This window comes from Desulfallas sp. Bu1-1 (assembly GCF_015594625.1).
In the GTDB taxonomy this organism is placed as follows: domain Bacteria; phylum Bacillota; class Desulfotomaculia; order Desulfotomaculales; family Desulfallaceae; genus JADNRQ01.
Genome location: NZ_JADNRQ010000001.1, coordinates 397593 through 412561, shown reverse-complemented (window position 1 = coordinate 412561; position 14969 = coordinate 397593). Strand labels below are relative to the sequence as shown.

Genomic DNA, 14969 nt, shown 5'->3' with positions numbered 1-14969 from the left:
GGTAGATATGCCTTTGGTTTATTTGGAGGGACATATTAATTGCAATTTGACCTGAACTTCGTAAAAACAATTATTGCCGGATTTCCCCATGATTTACGCCGCCATTCCTGCAACGTATGTTATTTAGCTGTAAGACTGGCCGAGTATATCGGTTGCACTTACGAACAATTAAAAACGCTTACTGTAGGAGCTTTGCTCCATGATATAGGAAAAAGCTGCATCGATGAGAATATTTTAAACAAACCCGGCAAGTTATCAGATTATGAATTTTCAATAGTAAAACAACATACTGTTTGGGGTGCTAAAATGCTTGACCAATTTAAGGAAAGCCAGGAAATCCTTCCAATTATTCTTTACCACCATGAACGTTGGGACGGAAAAGGTTATGAAGGCCTGTGTGGGCAAGAAATTCCTGAACTGGCGAGCATTGTTACGATTGCAGATGCGTTTGATGCCATGACCAGTTCCCGCCCTTACCAAAAACCCAAAACCCTTACAGACGCCCTTAAAGAGTTGAATAATAATAAAGGTACTCAATTTTCCCCGGAATTAGTAGAAAAATTTGAATTATGCATTCTGGAACTGGCAAAAAGACCATACCATACATCAATTAATAAATTCATGGGGCAACTAATCAATAAATTCGGCTAAAACCTACCTTTGGAAAGAGGTTTTTACATGAACACAGAAAAAGACAAAAAAATTGTCAATAGAAAGGCTAACGTACAAATACATTTTTCTGACTTTGATCTCCCCCCCATGCAAGATGTACTGTTAATTGGTAAACGGGCCGCCATAGGACCTGAGGCCGTGCGCAGAATGGTTAACGCTCTGGCTCCCGGGCAATACGAGATTATTCCGGTGGAAAACGATCAGATCGAAGCCATGGCTGTTAAAAGCTCGCTATTCAATTGGATATCACGAGACACTTTAGTTAATACTATACTTGAGGAAGGCATAAAGTTAACAAGTGACAAGTCCCTGGTTAAAGCTAAATTAGAAATAACAATTTCTATATACAAAGAAGTTGATGTGTAAATGTCCAACCTGCTTAAAGTTAAAGATTTAATGACAATCCCCGTATTAACAATCGATCCTGAAAAAAGTGTTTTTCAGGCTGCGGAGTATATGCGTGATAATCAATTAGGCGGGTTACCGGTTATCGAAGATGATAGACTTGTAGGTATTATTACATCAAGGGATATACGCCTTAATCATCCCAATCGAATTGTGGCCGATGCAATGACTAAAAAAGTTATTTGTTGCACGCCAAATGATATAATTTTGGACGCGGCCGAAACAATGGAAAAACACAAAATCGAACGGTTGCCGGTAATAGAAAACGGAAAAATCGTAGGGATAATTACCAAATCTCAAATAATGAAAAACATAGGTCAAATGTATGATCCATTAACTGGTATATATAATTCAGCTTATATATATCAAGTTGCAAAAAAACTGCTCTCTGAAGGTAATGAAATTTCTGTAATTTTATTTGATGTAAATGATTTCGGTAAAATTAATAAAGAATTAGGACATATTTATGGGGATAGATGCTTAAAAGAAATTTCCAGGATATTGCGCGAGAACATAGACAATAAGCATGACTTTGCCTGTAGATACGGCGGTGACGAATTTGTGGTTGTTACCCTTGACAAAATTAACGATGCCAAGCATCTGGCCGAAAAAATTATAGATTTGATCACAGATAATACGCTCAAAGCCGGGGTGCCCGTTACCGTTTCAGCGGGAATTTGCGGCAGTCATAAGAACCATGCTGACAACTGTATCAATCAGCATGAAGTTGTCGAAAGCCTTATCAATAGTGCCAGTTTAGCATCTACCAAAGCAAAAATATTAAATCAAAAATATATTATTGCCTAATGATAACACCCCGGAAATCCTCGCCATTATGATATAAGCCGATGAAATTGCTATATCTTTATAAATGCCATGCCCAATGAAAAGACTGGCAGCCGGTGTTAAAACCGGGGGTTAATAGCACTCAATTTTCACCTATTCCGGCGGCCAACCGGCGGCTACCGCCGGCTGCGGTCCGTTTTTGGCGCAAAAATGTTCAGTAACCCCTTGATTTATAAGGCATTTGGCGGAGAAAGTAGATTCGAAACCACGAGACCGCTCCTTGAATGAATATGGTTCTCCACTGGCACCATTTAAAGGTTCAGCAATATACGAATCCTATCTTCAACTGCTTCCATGGTTACTAAAGAAACTATACCTATCCGTGATAAAAGCCTCTCTTTCGAAATAGATCTTATATCCTCACACTTAATAAAACTTTTTTCTTTTAAGCCACCCTCCGGCGGGTAAATTTCTACATGAAAAGGTATCCCTTTATCTTTAGTCGTTACAGGCAGGACAACTATAAGTCCTGCCGGGCCGCTATTAAATAAATCTACTGAAACAACAAGGGCAGGCCTTTTACCCGCTTGTTCATGTCCACGGGCAGGGTTAAGATCAACAAACCAAATTTCACCACGGGAGGGCTGTTTTTCAGTCATTAATCATCTCTCCTCAGCCCATCCCCCAGGGTGATGTCCCATGCTTCACGCTCCTTAACTTCTTCTTGCCAGGCTTCAGCATTTTTCCTTAAGGCTGCATATGCATCATTTGCTTTTTGTAAAAAATACTGCCTCCGGTATGCTTCAATAGCTTTATCAAGGACTGCCTGCATTGGCTCACCTGCTTGTGTAGCGATTAATTTAAGCGCTTTCCAGGAAGATTGACTAATTCTGACTGTAGTAGACACCCTTAAAGACCCCCAGCATTCAGTTTGTTACAAATAAGTATACAATTTTGTATACATTTGTGTCAAGAGACTTGGCGGCACCAAATACAAAAGGTTTGACACTTATTTCTTACCACATTTATTTCGGAAACTCCCCCGTCTCCTTAATGTACTGAATAATAATAATTAAAACTGCATTTGACCGGGAAGTTTTCAACCTATGCAAAAACCCCGGCATAACCCGGGGTTACTAACACTTGAATCTATATACATGCACCTGTAAACCGGACACAGTTTCGCCCGGAAGACTTTGCTTCGTAGCCAAGATACTCTCCCCACACCTTTGATAATTGGTGCTTGCGGCTGTTCTGCATACTGGCTGTACTCCTGCCTTTCGCCGGTTAGGGCCACCTTGCCGTAAAAGGCCACCCAGTCAAAGCCGCCCGCCCTGATGCCGGGCAGCACTTCCGTCACCCTTTTCCCGAGGATAGCTTCGCTTTTTAACCCGGTCATTTCTTCAAAGGCGGGATTAACTTCCAGAAAGATATAGTCTTCCGGCTCTCCCTGCCTCCCGTACAGCACCTTGTGACAAGCATAGCCAAAGGGAGATTTCATAAGTATTTCTTTATAAACCTTTTCTTCCATCTGCTTAAATTCCACTTTCCCAATAACCCTATGATAATATTATACTATTTTTCCCCAAGATTTTTCTCAAGCTTCTATTCTAGAGGAATTTGTAAATGGCTCCCACTATTTTTTCAGGAAACCGATTTTACACAATTATACGAACTCAACTAAGCAAAAAAACCCTCTATATCTGAATTCCAAGATGTTGTATAATGTGTTGTAATGTATTAAATGAAATAAGATTAGGAAGGGAAGACCTTTTATGGCGGAAAAAATTCAAATGAAAGTTCCACTGGTGGAGATGGATGGCGACGAAATGACCAGAGTTATATGGCAACAAATCAAAGACATCCTTTTAACGCCTTACATAGATTTAAAAACAGAGTATTACGACCTGGGCCTCAAAAAAAGGGATGAAACAAATGACCAGATAACTATCCAAGCTGCAGAAGCCACCAAAAAATATGGTGTGGCTGTTAAGTGCGCCACTATTACCCCAAATGCCCAGCGGGTAAAAGAATATAATTTAAAACAGATGTGGAAAAGCCCCAACGGAACAATTAGAGCAATTTTGGACGGAACAGTTTTTCGTACACCGATTATTGTAAAAAACATCAAACCCTTTGTAAAAACATGGGACAAGCCCATTACAATTGCCCGGCATGCTTATGGTGATATATATAAAGGTGTGGAAATGAAGATTAACACTAAAGGAAAGGCGGAATTAATCTTTACAGATCAAGATGGCCATGTAACCAAAGAAGTGATCCATGATTTTGATGGTTCCGGCATTATTATGGGAATGTATAACCTGAATAAATCCATTGAGAGTTTTGCAAGGGCATGTTTCAACTATGCACTGGATCAAAGGCAGGACCTGTGGTTTGCCACCAAAGATACTATTTCCAAGAAATACCACCATACCTTTAAAGATATTTTCCAGGAAATTTATGAAAAAGAATATCATGATAAGTTTTCAGCCGCCGGTATCGAATATTTTTATACATTGATTGATGATGCCGTAGCCAGAGTAATCCGCAGCTCAGGCGGCTTTATTTGGGCATGTAAAAACTATGACGGTGACGTAATGTCTGATATGATAGCTGCCGCTTTTGGCAGCCTGGCAATGATGAAATCAGTTTTAGTTTCACCTGAGGGATACTACGAATATGAAGCTGCACACGGGACAGTGACCAGACATTATTATCAATATCTTAAAGGTCAAGAAACATCAACCAACCCCGTCGCCACTTTATTTGCATGGACAAGTGCATTAAGAAAAAGAGGCGAATTGGACGGCATCAATGAATTGGTTCAGTTTAGTGATAAACTGGAACAAGCCGCCATAGATACCATCGAGGCTGGTATAATGACCAAGGATTTGGCATTACTTGCAAAGGGAGATAAAAAAGTAGTAAACACCGGGGAGTTTTTGGAGGAAATCAATGCTCGCCTGGAGCATGGTACCCGGTAACATATAATCTCAAATTTTTCTTATTTTCATAGGATAGGATAGAAGGATTTTAACCATATAGTGTTAAATATATGATTAATGAATGATTATATCTTTTTTCGGTTTGGGGTGCCCTTGAAAAAAGGGAGAATAGGGAATACAGGTGCAAAACCTGAGCGGTCCCGCCACTGTAACCGGGGAAAAGCCTTGAAAGTATGCCACTCCTTTAAAGGGGGAAGGCTCAAGTGCAATGATGATCCGGAAGCCAGGAGACCTGCCCGCAAACCATGAAAAACGCCTGCGAGGAAACGGGTGTTTTTCAGGCGTTCGGATGATGGTAAAGTCCGGCCCTTGTGGGCCGGTTTTTTTATTGGGTTTTGATGCTCAAAAACTCAATGGAAAAAACAATAAAACCTGCGCAAGGAGGGTTTGTGTAATGTTGCAAAACCGCATTGTTACTCACCCGGAAAAGTGTCGAGGATGCAGGCGCTGCGAAATGGCCTGCTCCTGGACGGACCAGGGCCTCATGAATCCACGTCTTGCCGGCATTCGCATCTGGAAGCTGGAGGATGAGGGGAAGGATTACCCGGTGCTCAACCAGCAGTGTTTAGACAATTTTTGTGGTAAAGAGCTCCGGGAACAAAAAAATACGGGAATACCGGCATGCGTGGGAAGTTGTTTGTTTGGCGCGCTGGAAATGGCAGGGGGGTTTGAAAATGAGTAAGCATTGGAACGGATGGGCAGGAAAAATTTTATGGGTGGATTTAAAGAATAAGTCCTGCAAAATAGAGACTTTATCACCAAAGCTTGCGTACGGTTACCTGGGACAATCGGGCATTAACGCCAGGTTGCTTTATGACCTGGCGCCCCGTGGTATGGACCCTTTTGACCCGGCCGCACCGCTTATTTTCGGCGTGGGACCGCTGGGTGGTACCCTCGCACCTTGCTCCGGCCGTTTTACGGTAACCGCCAAATCCCCGCTCACGGGCATATTTGGTGATTCCAACTGCGGTGGTCACTGGGGCCCTGAATTAAAAATGGCTGGTTATGACCATATTGTTATTACAGGGCAAGCTGAACAACCTGTCTATATCTGGATAGATAATGACCGGGTAGAGATCCGTGATGCCCGGCACCTGTGGGGTAAAGATACCTGGGAAACCGATGCGGCCATTAAGAAAGAGCTTGGGGATAACACCGTACAAGTGGCCTGTATTGGTCCGGCGGGTGAAAACAAAGTCCGTTTTGCCGCAATTATTTGCAATCTGGCCAGGGCGGCGGCACGTACCGGTCCCGGGGCTGTCATGGGCAGTAAAAAATTAAAGGCTGTGGCTGTTAGGGGTAATATGGGAGTCAGCGTCGCGCGGCCGGGCCAATTTCGTGAGGCAGTTGCACAGGCCGTGGAGGCCATCCGCAACGACCCGCTTTATGAAGTGGCTTCAACCTTTGGTACCACCGCCATAACCGGCCTGGCCCAAATGCTTGGTTTTCTGCCGACCCGTAACTTTCAGCAGTCCTGGTTTGAAGATGGGGAAAAACTACGGGGGGAAATATTGCTTGAAAAGTATGTAGTGAAACATAAGGGCTGTTTCAACTGCCCGGTAAGCTGCAGCAGGTATTACAGGGTAACAGACGGGCGGTTCGCCGGAACTGCGGGTGAAGGACCCGAGTATGAATCAATTTCAGCTCTGGGCTCAAAGTGCGGCAACAGTAATTTGGAAAGCATCTTACATGCGAATACGTTATGCAATAGATTGGGTCTGGACACAATTTCCACGGGTAATGTTATTGCCTGGGCAATGGAATGCTACCAGAGGGGAATAATCACGGACAAGGACACAGGGTTGGGCGCCCTGCACTGGGGTGACCATGAAATTATTGTTGAGCTGGTAGAAAAGATAGCCCGGCGTCAAGGTTTTGGTAATTTACTTGCCGAGGGGGCCCTGCGGGCAGCCCGAAAAATAGGTGGTACGGAATTGGTGGTGCACAGCAAGGGTATGGATTACCCGGCAGTAGATGTGCGCGGAACCAAAGGAATGGCCCTATCTTTTGCAGTTTCGCCCCGGGGCGGTGACCACCTGAAAGGGTTGCCCATGTATGAAGTGGGACCGGAAATTTATGCAAAGGATATCAAAGAACAGCTGGGAATAGAAGTCACCCCCAATTACTGGCTGGAATACGCCACCAAACCACACTTGATGCGCTGGCATGAGAACTGGCACTGCGTGGTGGACTCCCTGGGAATTTGCAAATTGGAAGGCATTGCCTTAAAGCCCCTCCTTCCTGTTCATTTCCGCGATTTGTTGGCTGCGGCAACCGGCTGGGACCTGGAGGTGCCGGAATTGGAATTAATCGGTGAACGGATCTGGAATCTGGAGCGCATGTTTATAGTGCGTGAGGGTATTCGCAGGCGTGATGATCTGCCGCCCGCCAGGATGTTTGAACCCATCAGCAACGGGCCGGCAAAAGGTGAAATATTAAATCTTGAAAAGTTTAATCAAATGCTTGACGAATACTACACATTACGTGGTTGGGACCAATCCGGCGTTCCTACAAAGGAAAAGCTTTTGGAGCTGGGGTTGCATTAAATGAAGATAGTTGTCAAGTACTATACCGTCATGTGTATGGCGGCGGGCTATTGCAGGGAGGAAGAAATAATTTTTGAGGGCCAGCATAACGTCTATACATTATTGCAGTTTATTTCTGAAAAATATGGTGGACAAATGAAAAAAAATATTTCTTCTTTACTTAAGGGCGAAAAAAATATTATTTGGGTCTTTATTAACGGGCACAGAATTAAAGATGATGATTATCACTTAAACCTTAAGGAAGGGGATGTGGTGGTATTAACAACGCCATTACTTGTAGGCGGTTAAGTGACGTTTTCTCCGGAAATGCCATTTTCACCTATGGAAGGTAACTTTGTATTAATCATCTGGATTTGAATCAAAACATCTTGTAGAAATGACATCAACCTGAACATTGCGGCAGATACGCCGGGCAAAGCAAAGCAGCGGTACCTGCATCAGATACCGCTGCTTTATGGTACATTTTGCTATTGCTTAACAAAAACCACATTAAAATCCTTAAGTCATGAACATAGGCTTCCACCTTTTTTTATTTAAGGGAATTTTTTTTGCTTCACCGATAATTTCCAGGTTTCTTACCACACCATCTGGACCAGTTCATTATGCAAAAAGTCCTGAAACGACATGTTATTTGTGCAAAGCTCAATTTTATTAATCGAGTCAAGGATATCGCTAAGATATGCCTTATATTCCCTGGGCATACCGTACACTCCCTGTATTGTGGGCTTTAAATTCGGCTTTTTTATTCAGCTATAACCAAATCCACTTTACGGCAAATTGTTCCTTTGTATTATGAAAAATTTGGCCATGCTTTACAAATCTTTTATGCAGCTGAAGTCTTGCCAGCTTTATTTTTTGGTAAACTTATTATAGAATTGCATCACAAAAAGGGAGGTGTAATACTTGACTACCAATGATAACCTTGTCGAACAACTTGCCAGCCTGTCCCCTGATGAACTCGAAAATATTCTGGAGGCTTTAAAAAAACGCTTGGAAAAAAACAAACAGCTAAGAGTAGTCCGCCAACATTTATTTTGACGGCGCCCCTTTGAACGAGGAGGATAAAGAGGATATCCTTACCTATTTGAAGGTAAAGTGGGAGCGGGAAAAGAAAAAACGAGAAAAGGGGAAGGGGTAATTTTTAATGAGCATACCCAAAGAAGAACTCCACAGATTAATTGACAGGATTCCGGAACAAAGCGTGGCAAGAGTTAAAAGGTACCTGGAAAGGCTGGTAAAAAGCGTACAACCAGAAAGCCCCGCCATGCCGCGACCGCATAACAAACCTTTTTATATTGATCCCACATGTCCAAAATGCGGCACCGTTCTTGTGCTTGCAGATTTATTAGATGATCCCAATGCGCCATTGGAGACTGTCTGGCATGACGAATTCATTTGCCCCATCTGTCGCGACTACATTTACCTGGACTGGCCTGAAAGCGAAAGAACGGCCTTAAGTGGAGGGCAAGAGGAAGGCGTTAGCTGGGATGAATTTAAGCGAGAACTCGACCACCTATAAAGTGCAGCTATTAACCCAGCCCCGGAGCTATCTTAAACGCGTTGATCGGGCCACTCAAAAACGCATTGCGACTGCAATTGAGGCCATTTCCGCGAACCCAATAAGCGGACCAAATATAAAGCCATTGCGGGGCTTTAGTCAGAAGTTCAGGTACCGGGTTGGTGACTTACGGATTATTTATACGGGCCTTAACCGATAAACTAAAAACCTTGGAAAATAAAAAAGCCACCCTGGAGAGCCTCTACCAAGAGTGGCATATTAAGCAACAAGAACAAATTATATCATTGGAAAAGATAATGGAAATCTTAAATAGCTACAAACAGGCACTACATAGTGATAACCCGCTTGTGGTCAAACAAGTCATCGAACAGTTTGTTAAAAAAGTTATAATAAAAACAGACACAATCGAAGTTAACCTTGCGGTGTCTGTGCATACGACTGGTGGAGGCGGGGCGTACCGGTTTAAATCCACAGCTAATAAGAAAGTTTTGAAGGAATTTTATTCCTCCCAATAATACCTAATCTGGCCCCTGCAACTCAACGGCGAATTTATGATTGCAGTGGGGCCAGTTTTTTAACTAATTTTGTATTAATCACTTTGACTTATAATGGTATAAAGAGCTAGGATATTCTTCTTTAGTACCGGGATTTTATTCTTAATAATATCCCAAACAATAACCACGTCCACTCCGAAATAATCATGAATTAAAATATCTCTAAGACCTGCTATCTTTTTCCATTCAATATCAGGCTTCCGCCTTTTGATATTGTCGGGAATTTTCTTAACAGCCTCACCGATAATTTCTAGATTTCTTACTACACCATCCTGGACTAGTTCATTTTGCAAAAAGTCTTGAAACGACATGTTATTTGTATAACGCTCAATTTTATTAATCGAGTCAATAATATCGCTAAGATATGCCTTATAATCCCTGGGCATACCGTACACTCCTTGTAATGTTAGGCTTTAAATCCGGCTTTATTGTTTCAGCTATAACCAAGTCCACTTTACGGCCAAATAAATCTTCAAGATAGAATTTTAAATCCATGTAGTTATCGAACGTTTTCTGGTCTTGATAAAATTCCACCAGTATATCTATGTCACTTGTATTGGTTTGCTCTCCCCGAGCAAATGACCCAAACAACCCTATTTTTTTTACCCCAAAGCTTTTAATTCTCGTCATATTTGTTTCGATTTTCGTAAGTATTGCATTTTCGTTATACATTATTAAATCACCTTTTAGACTTGATCTCATTTTTTGCGTTTATTCTATTTGGGAAAATTCCTTTTGCCAAAAACCAGGTTTTTATATGGACATATCCAGAATATTTTAAGATTCTTTTTTGTATTTTATCTTATACTTTATTCATTGGCAATAAATTGTAAACATAATAAATGTCTAGGGGACTAACGATATATTTGGCATCATGTTATTTTTAATGATGCAATGATGGTTAACCTTCCGCCGGGTTGCGGAAGAATATTGAACATAAAGACCCGCTTCCAAAATAAAAAGTAAACAGTGCGGGTCAAAGATAACCTTGACATCAGCACTAGAGAAAACCGGGCACCGAATTGCCAAGCCAAGCTTGACCAAGGCGCTCGGTAGATAACACTTGCGCCGGGCACCGACCCCGTGCCCTTCGTGCGGTTCCAGGTGGTGGCAAAGCGGGCCAGTTATGTTAGGGCAATGCCCCGGCCACTGCCCCCGAAACCTGGGTGGTGGTACCGGCACTACCAGGCCGGCTACGACCGGATACCGGGAGCGGGACAAAAAAATACCCCTGCGAGGGGGTTATTTGTCTTTGCCCTTTGTTTCCCTGGCCCATTCCCGGGCTATCCTGTCGATCTCCCGGTCCGCGCTAACTTCGTTGGGGTCGTTTTCGTCAACGGGCGCAAACTGGTACAATTCAATTACTTGTCCATTACCTTTAAGTCTGGCTTCCCGCTTACTTAGTAGTTCCAGGTAATTTCGCCTGCCAAATTCGGTCATGTGCTGCAATGCTACATGAGCGTGGATTTCGCCGGCGCTGGCCAGCAGGTCATGCACCTGCTGCGCTTCCCTGGCCCGGCAGACCTGGTTTGATAGAATTGCATCACAAAAATAGGAGGTGTAAGACTTGGCAACAAATGATAACCTTATAAAACAACTTGCCAGCTTGTCCCCTGATGAGCTCGAAAGTATTCTGGAAGCTTTAAAAAAACGATTAGAAAAAAACAAACAGCTAAGAGTTGCCGAAGAAATTATTGAAAGATATAAACCGGCGTTAAAGGAGCTAGCCAAGTGAAATGGTTGGAAACGGATCACAACTTTTGGATCACCACTTCCGCCCGCTCGGTTTCGCCGGGGCGGACGGTTTTGCTAGCCTTCAGCCGGGTGATCTGCCGGTCGTCCCGCCAGGCGATGCCGTTTAACCCGTCCTGGATGCTCTTGACGTAGTTGTCCAGGTCGCCCCCGGCTTCGGCCAGGTAGATCCGCACCTGCAGGCTTACCGGGCCGTCGTAGGGGTTTTTGAACACCTGCCTGGCCGTCCAGCCGACCGCGCTTTCGTAGTCCCGGCATTTTTTCGGCGTGTAGATATTTCCTTTTTTGCCCATCCTCGGCCGTTGCTTGGGCACCGGCCGGCCCGGGATGGTAAAGGAAACCATTATATCACCCCCGCGTCTTTCAATTTTTTGAACATAAACTGGCAGGCCCGCGGCGTCCTGGCCAGCCGGGCCGCCGCCTGCCTGTAGTTTTGTTTCTGCAGGCCCATGAGCACGGCCAGCCGGTAAAGCTCGGCTTCGCTCCAGGCGTTTTTATGTTTGCGCCGGCGCCGGGCGGTGAACTGCCGCACCCGCACCCGGAGAGCCTCGTCTTGCGGGGTGCCGGTCCGGGCTTGGGGGGCGGCGGCCGGTTCCGGAAGGCGGCGGCATGTCGTCCGGCGCCCCGCTTCCTCCTGTTCCGCGCCGCACGGCTGCCTGCCCCAGAATTCCCGCAGGTTGTTTTCCAGCACCCGGCCGGTCTGGATGTCCACTTTAACCAGGTACCCCACGGTATCACTCCCGGAATTAAAACGGTATTTCTTTGGCCGGTATTTCCTCTGCCTCCGTGAGCAAAGTGATCCCGGCCCGCCTGCCGGTACGCTTTTCCCACTCCCGGCGGTTCTTCATGGCCAGGTAATCCAGGCTGCAGATATTGTCCACCTGGTCCACCCGCGGTAGCCCTCTCTCGCCCCGCTCCTGCCCGGCCCGGCAGGTGCAGCGGGCCACAAAGTCGTACACCAGCCCGCCCCGCTGTTCCTGGTAAAACACCAGTCCCCGGTCGCCGCAGAGAAAGCAGTCCGGTTCCCGTTCCCCTTGCCGCCGCTCCATTACCGTAAGCCCCGTAATGGTGATGACCAGGCCGCACCGGCCGCAGGTTTTGCGCCACTGCCCGGGGGCAAAGGTCACCTCGCGGCCGCAACGCCTGCACACCAACCTGTCCGCCCGCACGGCGGCGGGCAGGACGTCGGCTACGCTTTGCATTCCGTTTGGTGCTCCGGCGGCCGCCGCCCCGCCGTTCCGGCCCGCCGCTTGGGCCGGCGGGGCATCAGCGGGGCTGTTTTTTTGACCCGTTGTCACTTCGATAGCCCGGCCCGCCGCTTCAGCCGGCGTGGTTCCGCTACTGCTCTTCATTTGAGTCTCCAGTCTTCTACGTAGATAATTCATGATGACACCTCAATTTAACAAGCGCGCTATAACCGGGGCCGGCAGGTAAACAGCGGCCGGCCCAGCTGTGTTACAGGCATTAAAACAACAGGGATTTAATTACAGAGATTGCTACGTAAACGCCGGCGGCCGCCAGGATAAAGTATCCCAGCGCCAGGGTCAGGGGCCTGTCTTCGCCCTCAGCCACGCCTGCACCCGGGCGATCAGCCCGCCCGCCGCCCGGGCCGGCTGTTTGGCCGGGTACCAGCATATCCTCGGCCGGCCCGAGTTTGGCCGGTACGTTTTCTGCAGGTGTTTCCCGGGCCCGGGCGTGCTCCCGTTCAGCCGGACCCGGCCCGGCAGGGACTTTTTGTACCTGTATTTCCCGGACCTTGACATGGATCCGCCCGGCCCTGTCAGGTGCACTATGTTTTGAAAGCCGCACCCGTGGTTTCATCATTACACCACCTTGCCTTGTAGGCACCCGCCGCTACTGCTGAAGGGAGGTGCGCTGTTGCATTTGGGTTTTCTGTCTGCACAGCCCTGCAAACCATACCGCCGCCCGATGCCCGCCGCCCGCACCTGCGGCGGCCACCCCGCGTGGCCGGCGGGCGCCGCGCCCGCGGCGCCGCTCACTCATCCCCGGGTACCAACTCAAGCCGCCGGTTGAACCGGCGCTGCGCTATCTTTTCCAGCGCCCGGGCCCGGCGGAAGATGGCCCGCGCCCGGGGCACCAGGTGCCTGGTGGCCACCTCCAGGTCGTCCTCGTTCTGGATGATGAAGTAGCCGCCGGCGCCCGGTTCGGTGCTGCTGCCGATGGGGACGCCCCGGTGGACCACCAGGTCGTAGATGATCTCCCGGACGTCCCGCTCGCCCAGGCCGGCAAGACAGGCCAGCTTATGCCTGCGGATGGCTTTGCGGTGGCCGGCGGGGATCAGCCCCAGCACCAGGTGTTCCCTTTCAGTTAATCCTTCCACTTTTTCCCACTCCTTCCGGGAGGTTTGTGCCCCGCATTGGAGAGCGGGGCGGGCGACTTACAGCCGGCAATTACTCTATGGGCGCGCGTTTGTGCCCGCCCCCGGGCGGCGGGCCGCCGCTTAGCGGGCCAAAGTTGACATTTAACCCTTTCAGGGCGGCGGCCCGGGTTTTGGGGTCGCACATCGCCCACGGTGCAGAACAGCAGCACCTGGTCGAACTGGTCCATCCAGCACCTCCAGCAGGGTACCTGTCAAGAGATCACGGTTATCCTGGTCCAGCATGTCCACCTCGTCCACGGCCAGGAAATTAAGCCCGGTGGTTTTAGCGATGGCCGCCTGGACCGCTATGCCTACCCGCAGTTGTTCGCTTTTGGAGAGCAGTTTCATCGGCAGGGCGTGCCCGTCCCGGGTGACCAGCGGGGTGAAATCGTTCTGCCAGATTAATTGGTAGCGCCCCTCGGTGCAGGCTGCCAGCAGGCTGTTCAAATGGTTGGTGAATGCGGACAGCCTGTTGCCCAGCAGGTTTTTCCTGACGCCACCGGTGCCCAGGGCTTTGACCAGGTGGTCGGCAACGGCCACTTCATGCTGCAGGGTTTCCAGGTCCTGCTGCAACTGGGCGGCCTGCCGGCGGCCGTGTTCGGCAATTTCCAATCTGCGCAGGATCTCCCGCCCCCGGGTTATGCGCTCCTGCAGGCGGTCGGCCGCCTCCGGGTCCGCGCCGCCTTTCTGCAGTACCTCCTCCCAGGCGGCCACCTCCTGCCAGGTGTTTCCAGTTCCTTTCGCCTGCTTTCGATGGCCGCCTCCAGGCTGCGCAGGTCCCGCCGGGCGGCGTCCCGGCCGGCCAGGGCTTTTTCCAGGCCGGCAATCCGATCCTGCACATCCTTGCCCTCCAGAATGCCGGGGTCGCCGTTGATCCCCTTGGGCATTAATGACCGGCTGCGCCGGGCCGCTTCCCGGGCCAGTTCTTCAGCGGCTCCGGTCCGGCGCACATGTTCAGCCACGGCGGAGGCGATTTCATCCGCCGTGAAGGAAACACCGCACAGGGAAAATAAGAACGCCTTCTGTTCGGCCGGGGGCATGCCGGTGAAAGCGCCGGCGTTCAGCACCAGCTGGAGCAGGCTTTCGTCCGTCCCCAGGTGGTGGTAGATGGCGGCCTGGCCCTCCTGGACGCTGCGGTACCTGCCGGCGGTGAGGGTGTGGGACGGCGTGGCCCGCACCACCCCGCCGAAACCTGCCATTTCCAGCCCCACCTGGCAGTATTTCTCCCCCCGGGTGACCAGATCGCCGGCCCCCCGGCCCGCCCGGTCCGTCCACATGTTTCGCCCGGTGAGCGCCCATTCGATGGCGGCCAAGATGCTGGACTTGCCGCTGTTATTGCGGCCGACG

25 protein-coding genes and 1 riboswitch are annotated in these 14969 nt (G+C 48.3%); of the genes, 11 read left to right on the top strand and 14 right to left on the bottom strand.

Annotated elements, in window-relative coordinates:
* The first annotated feature begins 39 nt into the window (after positions 1-39).
* From IT084_RS01890 to IT084_RS01880, 3 genes are read left to right on the top strand one after another with little or no spacing between them, the layout of a single operon-like run.
* A complete protein-coding gene (locus tag IT084_RS01890) occupies positions 40-651 on the top strand; it encodes an HD-GYP domain-containing protein (RefSeq protein WP_195710568.1) in 612 nt (203 codons plus the stop codon).
* A gap of 27 nt (positions 652-678) precedes the next feature.
* Positions 679-1038, top strand: a complete 360-nt coding sequence (locus IT084_RS01885; RefSeq protein ID WP_195710567.1) for a hypothetical protein — start codon at positions 679-681, stop codon at positions 1036-1038.
* Entirely contained in the window at positions 1039-1884 is an 846-nt protein-coding gene (locus IT084_RS01880; protein ID WP_195710566.1) for a CBS domain-containing protein, read from the top strand.
* Between the two features lie 290 nt (positions 1885-2174).
* Here the strand turns inward: IT084_RS01880 and IT084_RS01875 are convergent, their stop codons facing one another.
* The 3 genes from IT084_RS01875 to IT084_RS01865 all read right to left on the bottom strand — a co-directional run bounded on the left by IT084_RS01875 (position 2175) and on the right by IT084_RS01865 (position 3409).
* The gene (locus IT084_RS01875) at positions 2175-2522 is read right to left on the bottom strand and encodes a type II toxin-antitoxin system PemK/MazF family toxin (protein WP_195710565.1); all 348 of its coding nucleotides are present in this window, start codon (positions 2520-2522) and stop codon (positions 2175-2177) included.
* Complete coding sequence (locus IT084_RS01870) at positions 2522-2770, bottom strand: toxin-antitoxin system protein (protein WP_195710564.1); 249 nt, start codon at positions 2768-2770, stop codon at positions 2522-2524. The genes IT084_RS01875 and IT084_RS01870 overlap by 1 nt, the downstream gene beginning before the upstream one ends.
* Positions 2771-2962: 192 nt before the next feature.
* Entirely contained in the window at positions 2963-3409 is a 447-nt protein-coding gene (locus IT084_RS01865; RefSeq protein ID WP_195710562.1) for a PAS domain S-box protein, read from the bottom strand.
* A gap of 229 nt (positions 3410-3638) precedes the next feature.
* Between IT084_RS01865 and IT084_RS01860 the strand changes: the two genes are divergently transcribed.
* The 4 genes from IT084_RS01860 (at position 3639) to IT084_RS01845 (ending at position 7705) form a co-directional block, all read left to right on the top strand.
* The gene (locus IT084_RS01860) at positions 3639-4850 is read left to right on the top strand and encodes an NADP-dependent isocitrate dehydrogenase (RefSeq protein WP_195710560.1); all 1212 of its coding nucleotides are present in this window, start codon (positions 3639-3641) and stop codon (positions 4848-4850) included.
* Positions 4851-4939: 89 nt separating this feature from the next.
* Positions 4940-5126, top strand: a riboswitch (cobalamin riboswitch).
* Positions 5127-5265: 139 nt separating this feature from the next.
* Positions 5266-5553: a hypothetical protein gene (locus IT084_RS01855; protein WP_195710558.1), complete on the top strand. Its 288-nt coding sequence runs from the start codon at positions 5266-5268 to the stop codon at positions 5551-5553.
* Positions 5546-7417: an aldehyde ferredoxin oxidoreductase family protein gene (locus tag IT084_RS01850; protein ID WP_195710556.1), complete on the top strand. Its 1872-nt coding sequence runs from the start codon at positions 5546-5548 to the stop codon at positions 7415-7417. Before IT084_RS01855 ends, IT084_RS01850 begins: the two co-directional genes overlap by 8 nt.
* On the top strand, positions 7418-7705 hold the full coding sequence (locus IT084_RS01845) for a MoaD/ThiS family protein (protein WP_195710554.1): 288 nt from the start codon (positions 7418-7420) through the stop codon (positions 7703-7705).
* Between the two features lie 287 nt (positions 7706-7992).
* Here IT084_RS01845 and IT084_RS18475 read toward each other — a convergent pair whose 3' ends face one another.
* A complete protein-coding gene (locus IT084_RS18475; protein ID WP_279327791.1) occupies positions 7993-8118 on the bottom strand; it encodes a hypothetical protein in 126 nt (41 codons plus the stop codon).
* Positions 8119-8320: 202 nt separating this feature from the next.
* Between IT084_RS18475 and IT084_RS18470 the strand changes: the two genes are divergently transcribed.
* The 3 genes from IT084_RS18470 (at position 8321) to IT084_RS01835 (ending at position 9451) form a co-directional block, all read left to right on the top strand.
* Positions 8321-8455 carry a hypothetical protein gene (locus IT084_RS18470; protein WP_279327790.1) on the top strand — a complete coding sequence of 45 codons (135 nt, stop codon included), beginning with the start codon at positions 8321-8323 and terminating at the stop codon, positions 8453-8455.
* Between the two features lie 106 nt (positions 8456-8561).
* The gene (locus tag IT084_RS01840; RefSeq protein ID WP_195710552.1) at positions 8562-8936 is read left to right on the top strand and encodes a hypothetical protein; all 375 of its coding nucleotides are present in this window, start codon (positions 8562-8564) and stop codon (positions 8934-8936) included.
* Positions 8937-9097: 161 nt separating this feature from the next.
* Positions 9098-9451, top strand: a complete 354-nt coding sequence (locus tag IT084_RS01835) for a hypothetical protein (protein ID WP_195710550.1) — start codon at positions 9098-9100, stop codon at positions 9449-9451.
* 74 nt (positions 9452-9525) lie between these two features.
* Here the strand turns inward: IT084_RS01835 and IT084_RS01830 are convergent, their stop codons facing one another.
* The 3 genes from IT084_RS01830 to IT084_RS01820 form a co-directional block, all read right to left on the bottom strand.
* Complete coding sequence (locus IT084_RS01830; RefSeq protein WP_195710548.1) at positions 9526-9876, bottom strand: DUF86 domain-containing protein; 351 nt, start codon at positions 9874-9876, stop codon at positions 9526-9528.
* Positions 9860-10162 carry a nucleotidyltransferase family protein gene (locus IT084_RS01825; protein WP_195710547.1) on the bottom strand — a complete coding sequence of 101 codons (303 nt, stop codon included), beginning with the start codon at positions 10160-10162 and terminating at the stop codon, positions 9860-9862. The genes IT084_RS01830 and IT084_RS01825 overlap by 17 nt, the downstream gene beginning before the upstream one ends.
* 570 nt (positions 10163-10732) lie before the next feature.
* On the bottom strand, positions 10733-10987 hold the full coding sequence (locus IT084_RS01820) for a hypothetical protein (protein WP_195710546.1): 255 nt from the start codon (positions 10985-10987) through the stop codon (positions 10733-10735).
* Between the two features lie 70 nt (positions 10988-11057).
* Here IT084_RS01820 and IT084_RS01815 point away from each other — a divergent pair, with 70 nt between their 5' ends.
* Positions 11058-11225, top strand: a complete 168-nt coding sequence (locus IT084_RS01815) for a hypothetical protein (RefSeq protein ID WP_195710545.1) — start codon at positions 11058-11060, stop codon at positions 11223-11225.
* 16 nt (positions 11226-11241) lie between these two features.
* On the opposite strand, the gene IT084_RS01810 is transcribed toward IT084_RS01815, so the two are convergent.
* The 7 genes from IT084_RS01810 to IT084_RS17970 form a co-directional block, all read right to left on the bottom strand.
* A complete protein-coding gene (locus tag IT084_RS01810) occupies positions 11242-11586 on the bottom strand; it encodes a RusA family crossover junction endodeoxyribonuclease (RefSeq protein ID WP_195710544.1) in 345 nt (114 codons plus the stop codon).
* Positions 11586-11972, bottom strand: coding sequence for a hypothetical protein (locus IT084_RS01805; RefSeq protein WP_195710543.1), 387 nt, complete (start codon positions 11970-11972; stop codon positions 11586-11588). The genes IT084_RS01810 and IT084_RS01805 overlap by 1 nt, the downstream gene beginning before the upstream one ends.
* A 16-nt stretch (positions 11973-11988) precedes the next feature.
* The gene (locus IT084_RS01800; protein WP_195710542.1) at positions 11989-12627 is read right to left on the bottom strand and encodes a hypothetical protein; all 639 of its coding nucleotides are present in this window, start codon (positions 12625-12627) and stop codon (positions 11989-11991) included.
* Between the two features lie 79 nt (positions 12628-12706).
* The gene (locus IT084_RS01795) at positions 12707-13066 is read right to left on the bottom strand and encodes a hypothetical protein (protein WP_195710541.1); all 360 of its coding nucleotides are present in this window, start codon (positions 13064-13066) and stop codon (positions 12707-12709) included.
* A 172-nt stretch (positions 13067-13238) separates the two neighbouring features.
* On the bottom strand, positions 13239-13583 hold the full coding sequence (locus IT084_RS01790; RefSeq protein WP_195710539.1) for a DNA replication protein: 345 nt from the start codon (positions 13581-13583) through the stop codon (positions 13239-13241).
* A gap of 150 nt (positions 13584-13733) precedes the next feature.
* The gene (locus IT084_RS01785; protein WP_195710537.1) at positions 13734-14336 is read right to left on the bottom strand and encodes a hypothetical protein; all 603 of its coding nucleotides are present in this window, start codon (positions 14334-14336) and stop codon (positions 13734-13736) included.
* Positions 14261-14935: a hypothetical protein gene (locus IT084_RS17970; protein ID WP_243276647.1), complete on the bottom strand. Its 675-nt coding sequence runs from the start codon at positions 14933-14935 to the stop codon at positions 14261-14263. Before IT084_RS17970 ends, IT084_RS01785 begins: the two co-directional genes overlap by 76 nt.
* Between the last annotated feature and the right edge of the window lie 34 nt (positions 14936-14969).

Coding starts and splice junctions, on each gene's coding strand:
- IT084_RS01875 (WP_195710565.1), bottom strand. CDS start 2,522: ATGACTGAAAAACAGCCCTCCCGTGGTGAAATTTGGTTTGTTGATCTT.
- IT084_RS01855 (WP_195710558.1), top strand. CDS start 5,266: ATGTTGCAAAACCGCATTGTTACTCACCCGGAAAAGTGTCGAGGATGC.
- IT084_RS01830 (WP_195710548.1), bottom strand. CDS start 9,876: ATGCCCAGGGATTATAAGGCATATCTTAGCGATATTATTGACTCGATT.
- IT084_RS01795 (WP_195710541.1), bottom strand. CDS start 13,066: ATGATGAAACCACGGGTGCGGCTTTCAAAACATAGTGCACCTGACAGG.
- IT084_RS18475 (WP_279327791.1), bottom strand. CDS start 8,118: ATGCCCAGGGAATATAAGGCATATCTTAGCGATATCCTTGACTCGATT.
- IT084_RS01810 (WP_195710544.1), bottom strand. CDS start 11,586: ATGGTTTCCTTTACCATCCCGGGCCGGCCGGTGCCCAAGCAACGGCCG.
- IT084_RS01880 (WP_195710566.1), top strand. CDS start 1,039: ATGTCCAACCTGCTTAAAGTTAAAGATTTAATGACAATCCCCGTATTA.
- IT084_RS01825 (WP_195710547.1), bottom strand. CDS start 10,162: ATGTATAACGAAAATGCAATACTTACGAAAATCGAAACAAATATGACG.
- IT084_RS01885 (WP_195710567.1), top strand. CDS start 679: ATGAACACAGAAAAAGACAAAAAAATTGTCAATAGAAAGGCTAACGTA.
- IT084_RS01800 (WP_195710542.1), bottom strand. CDS start 12,627: ATGAATTATCTACGTAGAAGACTGGAGACTCAAATGAAGAGCAGTAGC.
- IT084_RS01845 (WP_195710554.1), top strand. CDS start 7,418: ATGAAGATAGTTGTCAAGTACTATACCGTCATGTGTATGGCGGCGGGC.
- IT084_RS01840 (WP_195710552.1), top strand. CDS start 8,562: ATGAGCATACCCAAAGAAGAACTCCACAGATTAATTGACAGGATTCCG.
- IT084_RS01860 (WP_195710560.1), top strand. CDS start 3,639: ATGGCGGAAAAAATTCAAATGAAAGTTCCACTGGTGGAGATGGATGGC.
- IT084_RS01850 (WP_195710556.1), top strand. CDS start 5,546: ATGAGTAAGCATTGGAACGGATGGGCAGGAAAAATTTTATGGGTGGAT.